Below are 19,184 nucleotides of genomic sequence, written 5' to 3'. Positions count from 1 at the left end.
AAAGGCGCCGCCGGCCCCGGCGGCGCCCGTCGCATTACACCGTGCGCAGCTTCGACACGCGCCGGTTCTGCAGCATCACCAGGCGTTCCATGTACGCGAGATCCTTCGGCTCGATCGTGAACGCCGCATGCACCCACGCTTCCGTGATGTCCATCAGCTCCGAGCGCGACAGCTGGAACACGCGTTCGCGGGCGCGCAGCATCGCCCGGATGCCGTTCAGCTTGGGCTTCGTCACGTCGATGAAGGTGCGCGTCGCCAGATACGCGTCACCGGCGTCGAACGTCTCGTCGATCAGCCCCTGATCTTCGTACCATTCGGCCGCATGCGCTTCGCCGGTCGCGATCAGCGATTCCGCGAGGCCGCGGTTCGCCTTGCGTGCGACCAGCGAATAGCCGCCCATGCCCGGGAACAGATTGAACGCGATCTCGGGGAAGCCGAGTTTCACGCCCTTCTGCGCGAGCACGTAGTGATGCGCGAGCGCGGCCTCGAAGCCGCCGCCGAGCGCGCTGCCCTCGACCATCGCGATCGAGATCGCGCCGGTGCCGAAGCCCGTGTAGATCTCGTACACGCCGTCGATGCACGAGCGCGCGTACGCCATCAACTGGTCGCGCCGGCCGCTGCGGATCGCGTCGACGAAGAAGCTCAGGTCCCCGCCGACGTTGAACAGCTCGGGGACGAGCGAGCCCGTCACCCAGAAGTCGAACTTGAGGCCCGAGTCGCGTGCGACGCGCGCGAGATGGATGATGTCGGTGACGAGTTGTTGGTTGAAGCACGGTCGCGGCTCCGATCGCAGCATCATCCACATGACGTTACGGCCTTCTTCGTAGAAGGCCGTCAGTTGGGAGAGTTCGCCGGCTTCGTAAAACGGACGGCAAGCCGGATGGGATTGGAGTTGCATGGTATGTCCTCGTGAGATGTGGTTTTAAAGACCGCCGCGCCAGGCGCCAGGCGGGCATCGGGTTGCCCGTCTGGCGCCTGGCGCGAGGCATCGCCATTGTTGCGCGCGCACAAATGTCGAATTGCGGGGAACAACGCACGACCGGGACACCGGTGCGGCTTGCGTTCGGGCGAAAGGACGGGTGACGACGGACGGAGGGACGAGGGGCTGAGGTCGGTGGGTGGGGAGGGGACTCGAGTGGAGCGGGCGCACCGGCGGTGACGCAGCCTGCGTTGCCGCCGCTTACGCGCTGAAAGCGACGCTAGGACGCCGATCCGCTGTTGCGGGTCGGGCCGGCGTGCGGGCGGTTCACCTCACCTCACCGTGAGCGAGAGGGAATGCGCGGCGCGCATGGCCGCTCGGCGTCGATCGGTTTCGGATGCCGCCGTTCGAGATGCAGCACCGTCGGCAGCGTGCCTGACAGGATCACGCGCAGCCACGCGAACGCCATCACGCGGTCACCGGTTTCGAAAGCGTCGCCGATCGGCGTGAGGTGTCCTTCCCGCTGGCGCGGCTTGACGCTCGCCAGCCCGTCGCCCACACTGGGCCGCACGACGGCCACGCGTGCGGGTGCGCGCGAGCGGCCTGTCATGCGCGCGTCATGCGGTACGACTTCCGCTCCGGCGCGCGGCGCTGACGTCCGGTAACGAACGCGCGGAGAGCTTCGACGTGGTGCGTTTTCATTCCCGATGGACCGGCTGCCTGCTCGTGTGCGCCGTGGCGCTCGGCGCGGGTAGGGCCGTGGCCGATACGCGCGACTCACACGACACGCCAGACGCTCGCGACGCGGCCGATATGGCGCCCGTCACGCTCGTCAGCGACGTCCACGAATTCGTGATCCAGCACGACGGTTCGCTCGACGAGCACGACGATTCGACGCTGCGCGCGAACGACGCGAACGGCATCGATGCCGTTGCGCAGCGCTACGTATGGTTCGACAAGCATCTCGAGAAGGTGGAGCTGCTCGCGGCCGAGACGATCGACCGCGACGGCGTCGCGCATCCGGTCGGCGCGGACGGCATTCGCGACGTGCAGGAGCCGCGCTCGGCCGGCGCGCCGACGTTCCAGGACGGCCTGCTGCGCACCGTCGTGTTCCCCGGCGTCGAAGCCGGGTCAAGCACCCGCGTCGCGTTCCGCAAGACCCGCACGAAGCCGGTCAATCGCGGCTACTTCGGCTACACCGTCGAGCCGTCTCGCGAGCCGGTCGACAGCCAGCGGCTGATCTTCGACGTGCCGGCCGACATGCCGCTGTACGCGGACGCGCGCGGCTACGTCGCGCTGCCGCCCGTCACGGCGAACGGCCGCACGCGCTACGAATTCGACTACCGGCACGGCGCGTACGATCGCATCGAGAGCGGCTCGGTCGGCTATCCGACCTACGGCGACCGGCTCGTCGTGTCGACGCTGCCCGACTACGCGGCGTTCGCCGCGCGCTACCGCAACGCGGCCGTTGACCCGAGCGCGAACGATGCGGCCGTCGTGCAGCTGGCGCGTGCGCTCACGGCGAATGCCGCCGATCCGCGCGACAAGGCGCGCATCCTGTACGACTGGGTGCAGGCGAACGTGCGTTACGTCGGGTTGTTTCTCGGCGAGACGGCCGCCGCGCCGCATCGCGTGACCGACATCCTGCGCAACCGCTACGGCGACTGCAAGGATCATGTCGCGCTGTTCGGCGCGTTGCTCGCGGCGGTCGGCATTCGCAGCGAACCGGTGCTGATCAATCTCGGCGCCGTGTACACGCTGCCGTCGGTGCCCGGCTACGGCGCCGGCGCGATCAATCACGCGATCACGTGGCTGCCCGATCTCGCGCTCTACGCGGATACGACGACGGCCGGCATCGCGTTCGGCTACCTGCCGCCGATCGTGATGGATCGCCCGGCGCTGCTGGTCGATACGGGCGTGCTGTCGCGCACGCCGGCCACGCAGCCGCGCGCCCGCACCGCGCGGATCTCGATCGATGCCGCGCAGCCGGGCGCCGCGCGTGTTCAGGCTTATGTCGAGGACGACGGCTGGACGGCCGAACTCGAACGCAACCTGTTTCGCCGCGCGTCACGCGAGCGCATCGCGCAACTCGCGACCGAGCGCCTGCGGCAAAGCGGCCTGCGCGGCCGCGCGCAACTGTCGACCAGCGACCGGCGCGCGACGGACGGGCCGTTCGACGTGACCGTGACCGGCACGCTCGATCATTTCGTCTGGCCGGACGGCACGACCGCGTTGCCCGCGCTGTCGAGCGTCACGGGCGGTATCGCGACCCAGGTCGAAACCTGGCTGGCCGAGCCGGTGCGCACGCAGCCGTGGGGCTGCATCGGCGGCGCATTCGACGAGACCGGCCAGATCGCGCTGCCGACGGGCGTGGTCGTGACCGACCTGCCGGCCGATACGGCCGTGCACGACCGCTTCGTCGATTTCACGTCGCATTACGTGTTCGATGCGGCCGCGCGCGTCGTGCAGGTCACGCGGCGGATGAACGCGGATTTCGGGCGGCAGGTCTGCACGCCGGACGAATTCGCGGCGCTGCGCGCGTCGCTCGAGCGCATCGAGCGCGACACGCAGGCGCAGATCGTCGTGCGGGCGAAGCAGCGTTGAGCGGCGCGGGCACGGCATTCGCTCCGGACGGGCGAATCACCGCAATCGCCGACGCGCAGGAGGGACATCATGACGGAACGGGATCACGAGATCGCCGAACTCTCGAAGGAATTGCTGGGCCGGATCGTGCAGGGCACGGTCGCGACCGGCGCGGCCGTCGACGTGGAGCAGTGCGCGGCGCTCGCCGTGCAGTGCGCGACGGCGCTGATCGACCGGCTCGATGCATTGAAGTGACGGCCTGCGGGCCGGCACCGCCGCCAGCCCTGCGCGCCGCGCGTTACGCTTCGGCGGGCACGTCGCCGTCCGCACGCACGGCGCCCGGCGGCTTGCCGACCACGCGCTTGAACGCACGACTGAACGCCGCGAGCGAACCGTAGCCCAGCCGGTACGCGACCGCTTCGATCGTCTCGCGGTCGCGGGCGATCCATTGCGCGGCGAGCCGCATCCGCAGCTCGGTGAGGTAGCGCACGGGCGTCATCCCGGTGGCCGCGAGGAAGCGTTCGGCGAACACCGAGCGCGACACGCCTGCCTCGGTCGCGAGCTCCGCGACGCTCCAGTTGCGGCCCGGGTCGCGATGCAGTGCGACGATCGCGCGGCCGAGCTTCGGCTCGCGCAGCGCCTGCACCCAGCCGGTCGCATCGCCGCACCCGCACTCGACCCAGCCGCGCACGATGAACGCCGCGACCACGTCCGCGAGCCGCGCGAGGATGCCCGCGAAGCCCGCGCGCGCCGTGCACGCCTCGCGCTCCATCGCATCGAGCATCGGGCGGATTTCCGGGTAGCGCGCGAGCAGCGTGCCCACGTGCATGAACGCGGGCATCGTGCCGACCAGCGGCTGCATGCCGCCGAGGTCGAGTTCCATGCAGGCGCTGAAGATCAACGCATCGCCGGCGCCGGGTTCCTTCGTCGCGCAGCTCGTAGGCGACACGCCGGCCGACGCCACCGACGCGACCGTATCGCAGATCTTCGCGACCTCGAAGCCGTCGATCTCGCGGCACGGCACATCCGGATCGGACACCAGCGCGTGCATGCCGCCGTGCGGCAACAGGATCGCGTCGCCGGCCTCGAGCCGCATCGTCTCGCCCGTCGCGTCGCGCAGCAGCACGGGTCCGCGCACGATGAAATGGAACTGCGCGCGGCCCGTCCCGTGGCCGAAACTCAGTCCGAACGGCCGCGCGACCTGGATGCGGCGGTACTGGACGCCGCTCAGCCGCATCCCCAGCAGCAACTCGCTGACGAGGTCGTGCACATCGGGAATCGGGGGCAGAAGGGGCTCGGACATATCGAGATACGGACGTTCGATCAACAAGAACGGATTGTATGTCATAGACCGTCCTGTCGCTGTTCCTTACGATACGCCTTTATCAGTACTTTCCCTAACCGACACGGAACCCCCGCATGAATCCCGGAATCTCCTCGGCCGCCTCGACGGCGGCCCCCCGCGAACCGGCCTGGGGCGCGGTCTTCGCGATGACGCTCGGCGTGTTCGGGCTCGTCACGGCCGAATTCCTGCCGGCGAGCCTGTTGACGCCGATGGCCGACAGCCTCGGCGTGACCGAGGGCGTGGCCGGACAGGCCGTCACGGCCACCGCCACGGTCGCGCTCGTCACGAGCCTGCTGATTTCGGCGCTCACGCGCACGATCGATCGGCGGCGCGTGCTGCTCGTGTTCTCGGTGCTGCTCGTCGTATCGAACCTCACCGTGGCGTTCGCGCCGAACCTGGCCATGCTGCTGTTCGGCCGCGTCGTGCTCGGCATCGCGCTCGGCGGCTTCTGGACGATGGCGACCGCCACCGCGATGCGGCTCGTGCCGACGGCGATGGTGCCGCGCGCGCTGTCGATCATCTTCAGCGGCGTGGCGGTCGCGACCATCGCGTCCGCGCCGATGGGCAGCTACTTCGGTCACCTGATCGGCTGGCGCAACGTGTTCCTGATCGCGGCCGTGATCGGCGGCATCGCGTTCGTGTCGCAGATCGTCACGCTCCCGTCGATGCCGCCGAGCGGCACGACGCGGCTGCGCACGCTGATCGACGTGCTGCGCCGGCCGACCGTCGGCCTCGGAATGTTCGCGACGATCCTCGTGTTCACCGGCCATTTCGCGTTCTTCACGTATCTGCGGCCGTTCCTCGAACAGGTGGCGGGCGTCGGCGTGAACGGGCTGTCGGCGATCCTGCTCGGCTACGGCATCGCGAACTTCGTCGGCACGTCGCTCGCGGGCCGCGTGCTCGAACACCGGCTGAGGCCGATGCTGATCGGCATGCCCGCGCTGATGGTCGTGCTCGGCATCGCGCTCGTCGTGCTCGGCCGCGCGCCGATGATCGACGCGGTGCTGGTCGCGTTGTGGGGGATGGCGTTCGGCGGCGTGCCGGTCGCGTGGTCGACATGGGTCACGCGCACCGTGCCCGACGAGGCCGAGAGCGCGGGCGGGCTGATCGTCGCGGCGATCCAGCTCGCGATCGCGACGGGCGCGGCCGCCGGCGGCGTCGTGTTCGACGCGAACGGCGCGGCAGGCGTGTTCGTCGGCGCGGCGATCGTGCTGGCGGTGGCGGTCGCGACGATCGTGACCGGCGTGCCGAAGCGGGTCGGCGTGGTCGCGTCCTGACCGGCTCGGCGGCCCGCAGCCCGCGTGGCACGGGCCGCCAGGCGATCGTCCGCGCGTCAGGCGGCGCCGGCGCCCGCGATGCGGTCGAGTGCCGCGAGCGCGTCGGCCGGCAGATCGAGGTCGGCGGCCGCGAGATTCTCGCGCAGATGCGCGGCCGACGACGTGCCGGGAATCAGCAGGAGATTCGGCGCGCGGTGCAGCAGCCACGCCAGCGCGACCTGCATCGGCGTTGCGCCGAGGCGGGCCGCGACGCCGGACAGCGTCGACGACTGCAGCGGCGAGAAGCCGCCGAGCGGAAAGTACGGCACGTAGGCGATGCCGTCACGGGCCAGCGTGTCGATCAGCGCATCGTCGCCGCGATGCGCGATGTTGTAGTGGTTCTGCACGCAGACGATGTCGCAGATCCGCCGGCCTTGCGCGACCTGCGCGGGCGTGACGTTGCTCAGGCCGATGTGCCGCACGAGCCCGCGCCGCTGCAGTTCCGCGAGCGTGGCCAGCGGCGCCTCGATCGATCCTTCGGCCGGCCCGTGCGTATCGAACATGATGCGCAGGTTGACGACGTCGAGCACGTCGAGCCCCAGGTTGCGCAGGTTGTCGTGCACGGCCCGTTCGAGCTCGTCGGGCGCGAACGCGGGCAGCCATGATGCGTCGTCGCCGCGTCGCGCGCCGATCTTGGTGACGATCACGAGATCGTCGCGATACGGATGCAATGCGTCACGAATCAACTGGTTCGTGACGTGCGGGCCGTAGAAGTCGCTGGTGTCGAGATGGTCGACGCCGGATTCGACGGCTTCGCGCAACACGTTCAATGCGGCTTCGCGATCTTTCGGCGGGCCGAATACACCGGGGCCTGCGAGCTGCATCGCGCCGTAGCCGATCCGTCTGACGTGGCGATCGCCGAGCCTGAAGGTGGCGGTGTGGCGAATATCGGGCATGACCGTACTCCTGTCGAAGAGATGAATGCGTTCAGCATAAGGACGAGTCGCCTGCGCGATAAGCCGGCATAATTCGCACGGGTTGTACGAAAAGGCGAACAATGCAAACCGATCTGGGCGATCTGAACGCGTTCATGGCCGTGGCACGCGCCAGTGGATTCCGCGATGCCGCACGCGTGACGGGCCTCAGCGCGTCGGGGCTGAGCGAGGCCGTGCGCCGGCTGGAAGCGCGGCTCGGCGTGCGGCTGCTGCACCGCACGACGCGTAGCGTCGTGCCCACCGAAGCCGGCGAGCGCCTGCTCGCGCGCCTCGCGCCGGCCCTGACCGAAGTGGCGGCGGCGCTCGACGGTATCGACGAATTCCGCGGCCGACCGGCCGGCACGCTGAAGCTCAACGTGCCGGTCAGCGCCTCGCGGCTCGTGTTGCCGGCGATCGTGCCGCGCTTTCTCGATGCGTATCCGGACATCCGGCTGGAAGTGACCGCCGACGAAAGTTTCGTCGACGTGCTGGCGGCCGGCTGCGACGCGGGCATCCGCTACGACGAACGGCTCGAACAGGACATGATCGCGGTGCCGATCGGCCCGCGCATCCAGCGGTTCGCGACCGCGGCGGCGCCCGACTATCTCGACCGGCACGGCCGGCCCCGGCATCCGCGCGACCTGCTCGGCCATCGGTGCATGCGCGGACGCTTTGCCAGCGGCGCGATGCCGCCGTGGGAGTACGAGCGCGACGGCGAGGTCGTGCGGGTCGAGCCGGCCGCCGGGCCGCTGCTGGTCCAGATTGGCGGGGCGACGGAGCTGATGGTCGACGCGGCGATCGCCGGGACGGGGATCCTGTATCTGTTCGAAGACTGGGTGCGCCCGCATTTCGACAGCGGCGCGCTCGAACCAGTGCTCGAACCGTGGTGGCGACCGTTCTCGGGGCCCTTTCTGTATTACCCGGGGCGGCGTCTCGTGCCGCCCGCGCTGCGCGCGTTCATCGATTTCATCAAGGTCTCCTGAGCATCGGTCCGTACGCTGCGTGTGCGCGTCGAGCAGGTGCCGCGTGCCATCGTCGGTCATGGGGCCGATCGATGCGCGATGCAGGTGCCGCAGCAGACTGTGCGACACCCGAAGCGTAGGGGCGGGCGTGTCGCGCGCCAATGACATGCGATGTAATCGTTTGACGCGCGAGCGCCCGCCCGCTGCCTCTTGAATGCGTTTAGCCGCCTTGCTTGACCAGCGCCGCCAGCGCTTTCATCGCCTGCAGATACGGATACGGCCCGTGGCTGACACGCGCCACGCCGTACTCGGCGAGTTCCGCGAGCGTCGGCGTTTCCGCGACGCGCATCACGTTCACCGGCAGCGGCGACGCGGCCGTCAGCGCGCGAATCAGCGCGGGCGAGCGTAGGCCCGGCACGAACAGGCCGTCGGCGCCGGCCGCCGCATAAGCGCTGGCGCGCGCCAGCGTCGCGTCGAGCAATCGTTCGTCGTGCGTATCGGCTGCGGCCGTGAAGAACACGTCGGTGCGCGCGTTGATGAAGTAGTCGGCGCCCGCGCGATCGGCCGCCTGCCGGGCTGCTGCGACACGGGCCGCCGCGTCGTCGACGTCGCGCAGTTCGCCCGTCGACGGAAAACTGTCTTCGAGATTGCAGCCGATCGCACCGGCCCGGATGCTGAGTGCGATCGTCTCGGCGACCTCTTCCGGCCGCTCGCCGTAGCCGCTTTCGAGGTCGACGGTGACGGGCAGGTCCGTCGCGCGCACGATCCGCTCCAGCATCTCCATCATCAGCGCGCGCGGCATTTGCTCGCCGTCGCCGAAACCGTTGGCTGCCGCGACCGACCAGCTGCCGGTGGCCAGCGCAGCGGCGCCGGCGTCGGCCACCGCCCGCGCACTGCCGGCATCCCACACGTTGAACAGCGCCAGCGGCTGGCCTGCGCGGTGAAGCGACCGGAAAATCGCGCCTTTCTCGTTGTTGCCCATGCTCGTCTCCTCGTGAATACCGGATCGGTTGTCGTGTCGAGCGATATTGCCATCGAATCGGGCGGTGCGACCGGCGTATGCAATGTCTGCTGACAGCGTGTGACAGAACGTGCGCATGACGGCTGCAGCACGATCCGTGCGCCGCCTCAGTCGCGCGACCCCGGCTCGATCGACAGCGTGCGCAACTGGCCGCGCAACTGGTCGACTTCGCCCGGCGCGAACGGCCGCTCGATCTCGGCATGCGTCTGCTGCCACAGCGGGAAGGCTTCGGCCAGCAGCTCGTGCCCGGCTGGCGTGAGTTCCAGCAGGCGGCTGCGTCGGTCATCCGGGTCCTGCGTAATCGTGACGAGGCCGCGCCGTTCGAGCGGCTTGAGCGCCGCGGTGAGCGTGGTGCGGTCCATCGCGAGCAGCGACGCGACCGATTTCATCGGGGCCGGTTGCGGCCGGTTCAACGACATCAGCAGCGAAAACTGGCCGTTGGTGAGGTCGAGCGGGCGCAGCACATCGTCGAAGATGCGCGCCAGATTGCGCGCCGCGCGCTGCATGTGCAGGCACAGGCAGCAATCGCGCACCATCAGCGTCGTTTCGAAGGGAAGCTTTTCTTTTCGTGCCATGTTGCAATTGTGTTGATATCAACCTATCTTGTCAAGGTCGAGGCGCGGCAACCCGCCGTGCCCGTCATCGGAGGAGAAGGCATGAGTGCGCAACAACAGTTGTATCTCGCCGTATTTCTCGGGACCCGGGACAGCCCGGCGATGAAGGCATGGATGGCGCTGCCGGAGGACGAGCGGCGCACGCGCGAGCGCGATGGCATCGCCGCGTGGCATGCGTGGGTCGAGCGCCATCGCGACGCGATCGTCGAGCTGGGCGGGCCGCTTGGCAAGACCAAGCGCATCGACGCGAGCGGCATCCACGACACGACCAATGCGCTGAGCGGCTTCACCGTCGTGCGGGCGGCATCGCACGAGGCGGCCGCCGCGCTGTTCGAAGGTCATCCGCATTTCACGCTGTTCCCGGGCGTGTCGGTGGAGGTGATGCCGGTGCTGGCGATTCCCGGCGCATGAGCGACGCGCGCTGCGGGGCGCCGCGCGTCGCTTCGCGCGATGTGTCATGCCCGGCATGCGGCAGACATTTTTACGACGTTCTGGATGGAGACTGGCGATGAAGCTTTACGGATTTGCCGGCACCCGCTCGCAGCGGGCGCTGTGGGGGCTGAAGGAACTGGATGCGGATTTCGAATTCGTATCGGTCAACCTGCTCGAGGGCGAGCACAAGCGGCCCGATTTCCTGCGCCTGAATCCGGCCGGCAAGGTGCCGGTGCTGGTGGACGGCGACCTCGTGATTCCCGAATCGGCCGCGATCGTGCTGTATCTCGCGGACAAGTACCCGGAGAAGGCGCTGCTGCCCGTCGATCCGGCGCTGCGGGCGCAGCCTATCGATGGATCATGTTCGCGGTGACGGAGCTCGAGCAGCCGCTGTGGCGGATCACGCGGCATACGTTCCTCTATCCGCCGGAGAAGCGCTCGCCGGCCGATATCGAACTGGCCCGCGAGGATTTCATGACGATGGCCGCGATTCTCGACACGCATCTCGAAGGGCGCGAATTCATCGTCGGCGATTCGCTGACGGTGGCCGATTGCGTGACGGCCTACCTGATCGACTGGGCGAGCGAATGCCACTTGATCGAACCGTTCCCGCAATTGCGCGCGTATCTCGAACGGCTGTATGCACGGCCGAAGGCGCCGCAGCGGATCGCGGACGCGAGGAAGGCGGCGTGAAAGTGAAACGGGCGGCGGGTCATGTGCCGCATCGGCACGACCCGCCGCGTCCGCGTGCGATCACGACACCGTATCGGGTCCGCCGAGCGCACGACACAGCATCGCCAGATCGCGCAACGTGAGATGCGGTGTCGCCGCCTGCGGCGGAGCCGGTTCCCCGTCCGCCCGAGGCTCGCGCACGACCCACGCGGCCTGAAGCCCCGCATTCAGCGCGCCGACGATGTCGAGGTGGAAGTCGTCGCCCACATGCAGCAATTCGGCCGGCCGCACGCCGAGTGCGTCCGCCGCCGCATGGAAGATTTCGGGCTCCGGCTTGGCGAAGCCGAATGCACGCGCGCTGAGCGTCGTGCGGAAGAATTCGCCGCCGCCGGTCAGCCGGAGGTCGGCATTGCCGTTGGTGACCGCGATCAGCGGAAAGCGGGCGCTCAACCACGCCAGCGCCGGCAACGCGTCTTCGTAGAATTCGACGCGATTGCGCGCCGCGTAGAAGACGTCGTAGGCGGACTCGGTCAGCGAGACATCTTCGTTCGCGCGTTCCAGCGCAAGCCGGATCGAGCCGATTCGCATCGCGCGATAGTCGCTGGCGAGATCCGGGCGCAACCGTTCGTATTCCTCACGGAGCGCACTGAGTGCCTGTTGCGTCGGAAGCACGCTCGCGGTATTGGGCGCGTGCTCGATCAGCCATGTGCGCAGCGTCGCCTCGGCCCGGACGACGGACGGCCCGAACGGCCACAGGGTGTCGTCGAGGTCGAACGAGAGGGCGGAAACTTTGGCGAGACGCATGGCGGTTGAAAGCGGGAAGTCGTTTTACCAGGGCCACGGAACGGAGGTTCCGCTGCCGTTGTCGAGCGCGTGTCGATACAGGAAGCGCGCGACGGTCAGATCCTGCAGCGCGAGCCCCGTCATGTCGAAGACGGTGATCTCGTGCGCGGCGCGCTCGACCGATGTCGCACCCGCGAGGATGTCACCGATTTCCGTGCGCGGCAAATCCGGCGCCCACTGGCACTCGCCGATGCTGCGCGCCTGATCGTGATCGTCGACGACGATGCGCGCGCGTTCCAGCACGCCGGCCGGCAGTTCGCGCTTGCCGGCAGTATCGGCGCCTACGCAGGTCAGATGGGTGCCTGGCTGCACCGCATCCGCGTCGAACAAGGGGCCGCCGCCGGGCGTGGCCGTGATCACCACGTCGCTATCGGCGACCGCTTCGTTCCGGTCGCGCGCCACGCCGATCGTGCATCGTTCGACGAAGCGCGATTCGAATGCCGGGTCCGACTCGCCGCTCACGGTCACGTATTGCACCGTGCATCGCCGCGGCAGCAGCGCGAGTGCGTAGTCGAGCTGCACGCGCGCCTGCACGCCGGTGCCGAACACGCAGAGCCGCGTGCTGTCGCGCCGCGCGAGCTGTTGCAGCCCGAGGCCGCCGGCGGCGCCGGTCCGCGCGGTGGTGATCGCGTTGCCGTCCATGATGCACAGCGGGCGGCCCGTCGCCGGATCGAACAACGCGACGGTGGCCTGATGCGGCTCGCCGCCGACGGTTCGATTGGCCGGCCAGAATCCGGCCGCCTTGAAGCCGAGCAGGTCCTGGCCGGCGACGTCGCCCGACTTGATGCCGAACACGCCGCCGGTATGCAGCTTCTCGCGCACCACCGGGAATACGCGTCCGGCCCTTCGACTGTGCAGCACGAAGGCTTCGCGCACGGCCGCCATCACTTGCTCGGTCTGCAGGGCAGGCTCGACGGCATCGCGGTCGAGGAGAAGGAGGCGGGCGTCGGTCGGCATGGTCGGGGGCTGTTCGGTGCGGGACGAATCGAGAGTATTTAAAGTTTGTCCAGAATTGGACAAATAGTCAATGAATGGATGATCCGGCATGCACGCCGGACTTCACTTACCACCCGTAGAAGCGCGGCCACGTCTGCGCGGCGCCGTCGTCGCCCGCCTGGTAGTCGGGATGTTGCGCGCCGGTGGCGCACGCGTGATTCGGCAGGATGCGCAGCCGCGTGCCGATCGGGAACCGCTGCGCGATGCCCGTATCCGGCGTGCCCGCCCGCGACACGATCCCGTGCTCCTGGTTGGCGGCGCTCAGCAGGTAGTCGCCGAGCACGTCGCCGGCTTCGGTACAGACCTGCCCGTAGCCGAAATCGCGCGCCTGGCGTTGCGTGCCGCGGTCGCGGCTCATCGCCATCCAGCCCGCGTCGACGATCGCCCAGCCTTTCTCTTCCTGATGACCGATGACGGTGGTCAGCACCGACAGCGCGATGTCGGACAGTTCGCACACGCCGACGTTGTGCATCACGAGGTCGAACATCACGTACACGCCGGCGCGCACTTCGGTCACGCCGTCGAGCCGTTCCGCCGCGAGCGCGGTGGGCGTCGACCCGATGCTCACGACCGGGCACGGCAAGCCGGCGGTTCTCAGGCGCTCCGCGGCCCGCACGGTGCGGCTGCGCTCCTGTTCGGCGATCGCGGCCAGCGCCTCGGGCGCGTCGTATTCGTAGCTGGAGCCCGCGTGAGCGAGCACGCCGCCGAGCAGCATGCCGCCGTCGGTCAGCGCGCGGCCGACGTCGATCAGCAGGTCGGCGTCGGGCGGGATGCCCGAGCGGTGGCCGTCGACGTCGACCTCGATCCACACGTCGAAACGTTCGCCGTGCTCGCGCCCGAACGCGGCGATCGCGTGCGCGGCCGGCAGGCTGTCGGCGACGATCTTCAGGTCGCAGCCTTGGCGGCGCAGCGCAAGCGCCTGGCCGAGCTTGGCGGGCACCATGCCGACCGCGTAGACGATGTCGCGGATGCCGTGCGCGAAGAACTGCTCGGCTTCCTTGAGCGTCGACACCGTGATGCCCTGCGCGCCCGCCGCGATCTGCGCGTCGACGACGTGCCGGCATTTGGTGGTCTTCACATGCGGCCGGAACCGCACGCCGAGCGCGTCCAGATGCGTCTGCATGCGGGCGATGTTGCGCTGCATGCGGTCGATATCGATCAATGCGGCGGGGGTGTTGAGGGTGTGAAGGTCCACGATGCGTCCGAGGGCGGGGTTGTCGATGCGGACACTGTAGGGCGGTTGGCTCGCGTCGTGTTTAATGCGGGGCTAATCTGCCATTAAATCGAATTTAAGGCTCACGCCTTGCCGCGCCACGGCGGCGGATCGAGAAACTGCCGCGCGGCGTCGAGAAATACCCGCTGCCGCGCGGAGCGGCCGGTACGCGACGGCAACAGCGCCGTCACCGGCGCGGGCGGCAGGCTCCAGCCGGGCAGCAACCGCACGAGCTTGCCGTTCGCGAGCAGCGGCGCGACGTCCCACTCGGAGCGTTCGACGATGCCGAGCCCGGCCAGCGCCCATTCGGTGATGACGGTGCCGTCGTTGGAAGACAGCGCGCCCGTGACGCGGATGACGGTAGACCGCCGTGATTCGCCCTTGACGCCGCGGCCGGGCGAGAAGCGCCAGCGCGGGATGTCTTCGTCGTTCTCGCGCAGGCACAGGCAGTCGTAGCGGGTCAGGTCGGACGGATGATTCAGGTCCTTGAGGCGGCGCGCGTAGCCGGGGCTCGCACACAGGAAGCGCTCGTTGGGCGCGAGCGGATAGCCGATCCACGAAGACGACTTGAGGCTGCCGACATGCACGACCACGTCGGCCCCCGATGCGGTGGTCAATGGGCTCTCCGACAGGTGGAGCGAGATTTCGAGCTTCGGATGCGCGCGCTGCACGTCGCGCACGATCCGCGCGACGTACTTGCGGCCGAAACCGAGCGGGGCGACGACGCGCAGCGTGCCTTGCACGTCGCCGTGGTCGCCCGCGATGTTGATTGGCAGCGCCTCCACGCGCTCGAGGATGCCGACGGCTTCCTGGTACAGCCGCTGCCCTTCGTCGGTCAGCGCGATTCCTTTCGGCTGCCGTACGGCGAGCCTCGCGTTCAGCCGTGCCTCCATTCGTTGCAGGCGAATCGTGACCGCGGGCGGTGTGAGATCGAGCAGCCGGGCGGCAGCGGCCAGGGAGCGCGACGTGCCGATCGCGCGGACGAGTCGAAGGTCGTCGAGGTCGAGCATTTCTTGGCTCTTAATGCAGAGGGTGTCGAGCATTAAACCGCAGATTGCGCGGGGAAGCCATCGACGTGGCGTGGAGCGGCTGCGATGAGGATGACGGGAATGCACCCGCTTCCTTCGCCGGATACATCGACGATCGTGACGCCGGCTGTACGCCCGCCTACGCATCCAATCCGAAAATCAGCGACCGGTGTACGCCCACCCCCGCCGCGACGCCGGATGCCGAGGCGAACGTCGCATTCGTCATCAGGCTCGACGCGTCGCCGGCCGCGTACACGCCGGCGACGCTCGTCTGCTTCCATGTATCGACGCGAATCGCGGTGCCGAGCGGACCTTCGTCGAACGCGCAGCCGAGCTGCTGCGCGAGGTCGCTCGCCATGTCGGTGCGCGCGCCGATGAACAGTGCGTCGATCGGCACGGCTTGACCGTCGGCGAGCCGCAGCGCGTCGATACGCGGCGCATCGCCGAGAATCTCGACGACTGGCGAGCGCTCGATGCGTACGCCGCGTGCTGCGAGCAACGCGGCTTCCTCGTCGTTCGCTTCGACCACGCCCTGCGTGAACCACGTCGTCGGGCCCCAGTCCGGAATCAGGATCGCCTGATGGACCGACAGCGGATGCGTGGCGAGCACGCCGAGCCGCTGGCCGCTCACTTCATATCCATGGCAGTACGGACAATGCAGCACGCTGATGCCCCAGCGTTCCGCGAGCCCCGGCAGCGCGGGCAGTTCGTCGCGGATGCCGGTCGCGAGAATCAGCCGGTCGGCGCTCGCGCGGCTGCCGTCGGCCAGCGTCACGTGAAAGCGTCCGTGCGCGTCGCGCTCGGCCGTGCGCGCCTCGCCGTCGATGCGCTGCACGGTCGGATACGCGGCGAGTTGCGCGCTCGCTTCGGCGACGATCCGCGCGGGCGGCTTGCCGTCCTGCCCGAAGAAGCCGTGCGCGTGTTCGGCAAAACGGTTGCGCGGCCGGCCGGCATCGATCACGAGCACGCGGCGGCGTGCCCGCGCCAACTGCATCGCGGCCGACAGCCCCGCGAAGCTGCCGCCGATCACGATCACTTCATGATGGGTATCCATGCATCCACTCCTTTCTGAACCTGCGTGACGGACAGACGTGTTCCGCTGGCGGCCAACTCATGAAACACGAGCAGTTGCATGATAGGGCGGTGATATCATTCATGCAACTTCAGAAGTTTCGAGAGAGGGGAGCTCCGCCCGTGAGAACCGACAGCCGTTTGTCGCGCATGCTGCATGCGCTGATCCACATGGACCAGGCCGACGGCCCGCTGACGTCGGAGACGATCGCGACGATGCTGTGCACGAACCCGGTCGTCGTGCGGCGCCTGCTCGGCGGGTTACGCGATTGCGGTTACGTGCAATCGGAGAAGGGGCACGGCGGCGGCTGGGCGCTGAGCGTCGCGCTCGACGACATCACGCTGCTCGACGTCTATCGCGCGGTGGGCGAGCCGCCGCTGTTTTCCGACCTGGTGCCCGAGGACGAGCCCGAATGCCTGGTCGAACAGGCGGTCAACGCGCATCTGTCGGCGACGCTGAAGGAGGCCGAAGCGTCGCTCCTGGCACGCTTTGGCGAAGTCACGCTCGGCATGCTGTCGCGTGATTTCGAGGCGAAGGCGGCGCTGCGGGGGTACACGCGCTGACGTGGCGCAGCATCCCGATCGAGCGCGCCTGACATGCAATCTGGCACGATCCGGCGCGGCCGAAACCGCCGCGCCGCCATGTTCTGTCCCCCAACTTCTGCCCGGTTCGCCCGCCACAGGGCAAAATACGGGTTTTCCGCACCCGCGAGGGCGCGTTCGAATCACGCGCCGGGCGGCGCCAGTGCGCATGCCGCACGCCGCCGCCCGGCGCCCAGGCAAGAAACGCTCGCCGTGCTGCGAGCCCACAGGAGTCCAGACCCCATGCCCGAATCCAACCTGTCCTTCTTCGGCCGGCTGTCGCTGGCCGTCGGCACGTTCTTCTCCGTGCTCGGCAATCGCGAGTTCGCGGCCGACGTACTGCGCGTGCGCGATGGCGCGTCGGCACCCGTTGCACCCGTCCCGACCCCGGCACCCGCTGCCGCGCCCGTCGCACCCGCGCCGGTGAAGGCGCCGGCCCCCGAGCTGCGCGAAGCGAGCCCGCAGGCCGCCCTGCAACTGCTCGGCCTGCTGCAGCGCGATGCGCGCTTCATCGATTTCGTCGAGGAAGACATCGCCGGCTACGCGGACGCCGACATCGGCGCGGCCGCGCGCCTCGTGCACGACGGTTGCCGCGCCGCGCTGCGCGAACACTTCACGATCGTGCCGGTGCGCGATGAAGCCGAAGGCAGCCGCGTGACGCTGCCCGCCGGCTTCGACGCGACGGCCGTGCGCGTGACCGGCAACGTGGTCGGCTCCGCGCCGTTCACCGGCACCGTCAGCCATCGCGGCTGGCGCGTGTCCGACGTGCGCCTGCCGAAGCTGACGGGCAGCCACGACGCATCGGTGATCGCACCGGCGGAGGTGGAACTGTGAGCGATCCGCGCTATTCGATCGGTATCGATCTCGGGACGACCCATTGCGCGCTGTCGTACGTCGACAGCAGCACGAGCGACGGCGAAAAGATCGTGCAGCAGGTACTGCCGATCGCGCAACTGACCGCGCCCGGCGCGCTGGAATCGCGCGACCTGCTGCCGTCGTTCCTCTACCTGCCGCATGAAAGCGAACTGACCCAGGGCGACCTGACGCTGCCGTGGACGGCCTCGCGTGCGTTTGCGGTCGGTGAGATGGCGCGCACGCGCGGCGCCGGCACGCCGATTCGCCTCGTGTCGAGCGCGAAGAGCTGGCTGTGTCACCCGGGCGTCGACCGCCGCGCGGCGATCCTGCCGAGCGATGCGCCGCCGGAAGTGGCCCGCGTGTCGCCGCTGGAAAGCTCGATCCGTTATCTCACGCACCTGCGTGAAGCGTGGGACCACGCGCATCCCGACGCGCCGTTCGCCGACCAGGACGTGACGGTGACGATCCCCGCGTCGTTCGATCCGGCCGCGCGCGAGTTGACGGCCGAGGCCGCCCGCGCCGCAGGCTACACGCGGATGACGCTGCTTGAAGAGCCGCAGGCGGCGCTGTATAGCTGGATCCAGAAGAGCGAAGGCGGCTGGCGCAAGCAGGTGCAGGTCGGCGACCTGATCCTGTGCGTCGACGTCGGCGGCGGCACGACCGACCTGTCGCTGATCGCGGTGGTCGAGCGCGACGGCAATCTCGAACTGCATCGCGTGGCCGTCGGCGAGCACATCCTGCTCGGCGGCGACAACATGGACCTCGCGCTCGCGCACGTGGTCGCACGCAAGCTCGCGCAGCAGGGCACGCAGGCCGATCCGTGGCAACTGCGCGCGCTGACCTACGCGTGCCGCTCGGCGAAGGAAACGCTGCTGTCCGACCCGACCACCGATGCGGTGCCGCTCGTCGTGCCGAGCCGCGGCTCGAAGCTGATCGGCGGCTCGATCCGCACCGAGCTGACGCGCGCGGAACTCACGCAGACGATTCTCGAAGGCTTCTTCCCGCAGGTCGATGCGGCCGCGCGCCCGGTGAGCCGCGCGCGTGTCGGCCTGACGCAGCTCGGCCTGCCGTATGCGCAGGACGCCGGCATCACGCGCCATCTCGCGGCGTTCCTCGGTCGCCAGGTCGCGGCGCTCGACACGCTCGAAGGCGTGCAGCGCACGCTGCCGCAAGGCGCGACGTTCCTGCATCCGACCGCCGTGCTGTTCAACGGTGGCGTGTTCAAGTCGACGCTGCTCACGCAGCGCGTGCTCGATACGCTCAACAACTGGCTCGCCGCCGAAGGCGCGCCGCCCGCGCGCCTGCTCGAAGGCGCGGATCTCGATCTCGCGGTCGCGCGCGGCGCGGCGTACTACGGCTACGTGAAGCGCGGCCGTGGCGTGCGCATTCGCGGCGGCACGGCGCGTGCGTACTACGTCGCGATCGAATCGGCGATGCCCGCGGTGCCGGGGCTGGAGCCGCCGGTGCAGGCGCTGTGCGTCGCGCCGTTCGGGATGGAGGAAGGCTCGGACGCGGCGCTGCCGCCGCAGGAGTTCGGCCTCGTCGTCGGCGAACCGGTGCAGTTCCGCTTCTTCGGGTCGTCGGTGCGTCGTCAGGATCAGGTCGGCACGCTGCTCGACTACTGGTCGCCGGAAGAGCTGCAGGAGCTGGAGGAAATCCAGGCGACGCTGCCCGCCGAAGGGCGGACGGTCGGCGAAGTCGTGCCGGTGAAGCTGCATGCGCGCGTGACCGAAGCCGGCACGCTCGAACTCGAGGCGATCCCGAGCGGCACGAACGAGCGCTGGAAGGTCGAGTTCGACGTGCGCGGCGCCGCCTGAG

The 19,184-nt window shown here is 69.0% G+C and carries 19 protein-coding genes and 1 pseudogene; 9 read left to right on the top strand and 11 right to left on the bottom strand.

Annotated features, from left to right (window positions below; all coding sequences use genetic code 11):
- Window positions 1-34: 34 nt before the first annotated feature.
- On the bottom strand, window positions 35-898 hold the full coding sequence (locus JMF86_RS24825) for a crotonase/enoyl-CoA hydratase family protein (protein WP_006479738.1): 864 nt from the start codon (window positions 896-898) through the stop codon (window positions 35-37).
- 358 nt (window positions 899-1,256) lie between these two features.
- Window positions 1,257-1,529, bottom strand: coding sequence for a hypothetical protein (locus JMF86_RS24820; RefSeq protein ID WP_011694594.1), 273 nt, complete (start codon window positions 1,527-1,529; stop codon window positions 1,257-1,259).
- Between the two features lie 77 nt (window positions 1,530-1,606).
- Here JMF86_RS24820 and JMF86_RS24815 point away from each other — a divergent pair, with 77 nt between their 5' ends.
- On the top strand, window positions 1,607-3,523 hold the full coding sequence (locus JMF86_RS24815; protein WP_011694595.1) for a DUF3857 and transglutaminase domain-containing protein: 1,917 nt from the start codon (window positions 1,607-1,609) through the stop codon (window positions 3,521-3,523).
- A gap of 69 nt (window positions 3,524-3,592) precedes the next feature.
- Window positions 3,593-3,757 (top strand): hypothetical protein, encoded by a 165-nt coding sequence (locus JMF86_RS24810; protein WP_011694596.1) that lies wholly within the window; start codon window positions 3,593-3,595, stop codon window positions 3,755-3,757.
- Window positions 3,758-3,800: 43 nt separating this feature from the next.
- Here JMF86_RS24810 and JMF86_RS24805 read toward each other — a convergent pair whose 3' ends face one another.
- Entirely contained in the window at window positions 3,801-4,850 is a 1,050-nt protein-coding gene (locus JMF86_RS24805) for an AraC family transcriptional regulator (protein WP_011694597.1), read from the bottom strand.
- 71 nt (window positions 4,851-4,921) lie between these two features.
- On the opposite strand from JMF86_RS24805, the gene JMF86_RS24800 reads away from it, so the two are divergent.
- Entirely contained in the window at window positions 4,922-6,124 is a 1,203-nt protein-coding gene (locus JMF86_RS24800; RefSeq protein WP_011694598.1) for an MFS transporter, read from the top strand.
- Between the two features lie 56 nt (window positions 6,125-6,180).
- Here JMF86_RS24800 and JMF86_RS24795 read toward each other — a convergent pair whose 3' ends face one another.
- Window positions 6,181-7,059 carry an aldo/keto reductase family oxidoreductase gene (locus JMF86_RS24795; protein ID WP_011694599.1) on the bottom strand — a complete coding sequence of 293 codons (879 nt, stop codon included), beginning with the start codon at window positions 7,057-7,059 and terminating at the stop codon, window positions 6,181-6,183.
- Window positions 7,060-7,160: 101 nt separating this feature from the next.
- On the opposite strand from JMF86_RS24795, the gene JMF86_RS24790 reads away from it, so the two are divergent.
- Window positions 7,161-8,060, top strand: coding sequence for a LysR family transcriptional regulator (locus JMF86_RS24790; protein WP_011694600.1), 900 nt, complete (start codon window positions 7,161-7,163; stop codon window positions 8,058-8,060).
- A 199-nt stretch (window positions 8,061-8,259) separates the two neighbouring features.
- On the opposite strand, the gene JMF86_RS24785 is transcribed toward JMF86_RS24790, so the two are convergent.
- Window positions 8,260-9,021: an isocitrate lyase/phosphoenolpyruvate mutase family protein gene (locus JMF86_RS24785; RefSeq protein WP_041489634.1), complete on the bottom strand. Its 762-nt coding sequence runs from the start codon at window positions 9,019-9,021 to the stop codon at window positions 8,260-8,262.
- Window positions 9,022-9,167: 146 nt separating this feature from the next.
- Window positions 9,168-9,635 (bottom strand): MarR family winged helix-turn-helix transcriptional regulator, encoded by a 468-nt coding sequence (locus JMF86_RS24780; protein ID WP_011694602.1) that lies wholly within the window; start codon window positions 9,633-9,635, stop codon window positions 9,168-9,170.
- An 81-nt stretch (window positions 9,636-9,716) separates the two neighbouring features.
- Here JMF86_RS24780 and JMF86_RS24775 point away from each other — a divergent pair, with 81 nt between their 5' ends.
- Entirely contained in the window at window positions 9,717-10,085 is a 369-nt protein-coding gene (locus JMF86_RS24775; protein WP_011694603.1) for a hypothetical protein, read from the top strand.
- Window positions 10,086-10,182: 97 nt separating this feature from the next.
- Window positions 10,183-10,799: pseudogene (locus tag JMF86_RS24770) on the top strand (glutathione S-transferase family protein).
- A 60-nt stretch (window positions 10,800-10,859) separates the two neighbouring features.
- Here JMF86_RS24770 and JMF86_RS24765 read toward each other — a convergent pair.
- From JMF86_RS24765 to JMF86_RS24745, 5 genes are all read right to left on the bottom strand, one after another.
- Window positions 10,860-11,582 (bottom strand): HAD family hydrolase, encoded by a 723-nt coding sequence (locus tag JMF86_RS24765; RefSeq protein WP_011694605.1) that lies wholly within the window; start codon window positions 11,580-11,582, stop codon window positions 10,860-10,862.
- A gap of 24 nt (window positions 11,583-11,606) precedes the next feature.
- Entirely contained in the window at window positions 11,607-12,578 is a 972-nt protein-coding gene (locus tag JMF86_RS24760; RefSeq protein ID WP_011694606.1) for an ornithine cyclodeaminase family protein, read from the bottom strand.
- A gap of 106 nt (window positions 12,579-12,684) precedes the next feature.
- Window positions 12,685-13,812 carry a DSD1 family PLP-dependent enzyme gene (locus tag JMF86_RS24755; protein ID WP_011694607.1) on the bottom strand — a complete coding sequence of 376 codons (1,128 nt, stop codon included), beginning with the start codon at window positions 13,810-13,812 and terminating at the stop codon, window positions 12,685-12,687.
- 101 nt (window positions 13,813-13,913) lie between these two features.
- A complete protein-coding gene (locus tag JMF86_RS24750; RefSeq protein WP_011694608.1) occupies window positions 13,914-14,873 on the bottom strand; it encodes a LysR substrate-binding domain-containing protein in 960 nt (319 codons plus the stop codon).
- A gap of 124 nt (window positions 14,874-14,997) precedes the next feature.
- The gene (locus tag JMF86_RS24745; protein WP_011694609.1) at window positions 14,998-15,912 is read right to left on the bottom strand and encodes an NAD(P)/FAD-dependent oxidoreductase; all 915 of its coding nucleotides are present in this window, start codon (window positions 15,910-15,912) and stop codon (window positions 14,998-15,000) included.
- Between the two features lie 140 nt (window positions 15,913-16,052).
- Between JMF86_RS24745 and JMF86_RS24740 the strand changes: the two genes are divergently transcribed.
- The 3 genes from JMF86_RS24740 (at window position 16,053) to JMF86_RS24730 (ending at window position 19,183) form a co-directional block, all read left to right on the top strand.
- Window positions 16,053-16,493, top strand: coding sequence for an Rrf2 family transcriptional regulator (locus JMF86_RS24740; protein WP_006479723.1), 441 nt, complete (start codon window positions 16,053-16,055; stop codon window positions 16,491-16,493).
- A gap of 261 nt (window positions 16,494-16,754) precedes the next feature.
- Window positions 16,755-17,345, top strand: coding sequence for a DUF2760 domain-containing protein (locus tag JMF86_RS24735; RefSeq protein ID WP_011694611.1), 591 nt, complete (start codon window positions 16,755-16,757; stop codon window positions 17,343-17,345).
- Window positions 17,342-19,183 carry an Hsp70 family protein gene (locus tag JMF86_RS24730; RefSeq protein WP_011694612.1) on the top strand — a complete coding sequence of 614 codons (1,842 nt, stop codon included), beginning with the start codon at window positions 17,342-17,344 and terminating at the stop codon, window positions 19,181-19,183. Before JMF86_RS24735 ends, JMF86_RS24730 begins: the two co-directional genes overlap by 4 nt.
- The last annotated feature ends 1 nt before the right edge of the window (window position 19,184 follow it).

This window comes from Burkholderia sp. E168m15 (assembly GCF_016586105.1).
Classification (GTDB): domain Bacteria; phylum Pseudomonadota; class Gammaproteobacteria; order Burkholderiales; family Burkholderiaceae; genus Burkholderia; species Burkholderia orbicola.
Note: the sequence above shows the minus strand (reverse complement) of the source record. Positions and strands in the feature narration are given on the sequence as shown.

Coding starts and splice junctions, on each gene's coding strand:
- JMF86_RS24810 (WP_011694596.1), top strand. CDS start 3,593: ATGACGGAACGGGATCACGAGATCGCCGAACTCTCGAAGGAATTGCTG.
- JMF86_RS24805 (WP_011694597.1), bottom strand. CDS start 4,850: ATGACATACAATCCGTTCTTGTTGATCGAACGTCCGTATCTCGATATG.
- JMF86_RS24795 (WP_011694599.1), bottom strand. CDS start 7,059: ATGCCCGATATTCGCCACACCGCCACCTTCAGGCTCGGCGATCGCCAC.
- JMF86_RS24800 (WP_011694598.1), top strand. CDS start 4,922: ATGAATCCCGGAATCTCCTCGGCCGCCTCGACGGCGGCCCCCCGCGAA.
- JMF86_RS24825 (WP_006479738.1), bottom strand. CDS start 898: ATGCAACTCCAATCCCATCCGGCTTGCCGTCCGTTTTACGAAGCCGGC.
- JMF86_RS24820 (WP_011694594.1), bottom strand. CDS start 1,529: ATGACAGGCCGCTCGCGCGCACCCGCACGCGTGGCCGTCGTGCGGCCC.
- JMF86_RS24790 (WP_011694600.1), top strand. CDS start 7,161: ATGCAAACCGATCTGGGCGATCTGAACGCGTTCATGGCCGTGGCACGC.
- JMF86_RS24745 (WP_011694609.1), bottom strand. CDS start 15,912: ATGGATACCCATCATGAAGTGATCGTGATCGGCGGCAGCTTCGCGGGG.
- JMF86_RS24760 (WP_011694606.1), bottom strand. CDS start 12,578: ATGCCGACCGACGCCCGCCTCCTTCTCCTCGACCGCGATGCCGTCGAG.
- JMF86_RS24765 (WP_011694605.1), bottom strand. CDS start 11,582: ATGCGTCTCGCCAAAGTTTCCGCCCTCTCGTTCGACCTCGACGACACC.
- JMF86_RS24775 (WP_011694603.1), top strand. CDS start 9,717: ATGAGTGCGCAACAACAGTTGTATCTCGCCGTATTTCTCGGGACCCGG.
- JMF86_RS24785 (WP_041489634.1), bottom strand. CDS start 9,021: ATGGGCAACAACGAGAAAGGCGCGATTTTCCGGTCGCTTCACCGCGCA.
- JMF86_RS24750 (WP_011694608.1), bottom strand. CDS start 14,873: ATGCTCGACACCCTCTGCATTAAGAGCCAAGAAATGCTCGACCTCGAC.
- JMF86_RS24735 (WP_011694611.1), top strand. CDS start 16,755: ATGCCCGAATCCAACCTGTCCTTCTTCGGCCGGCTGTCGCTGGCCGTC.
- JMF86_RS24780 (WP_011694602.1), bottom strand. CDS start 9,635: ATGGCACGAAAAGAAAAGCTTCCCTTCGAAACGACGCTGATGGTGCGC.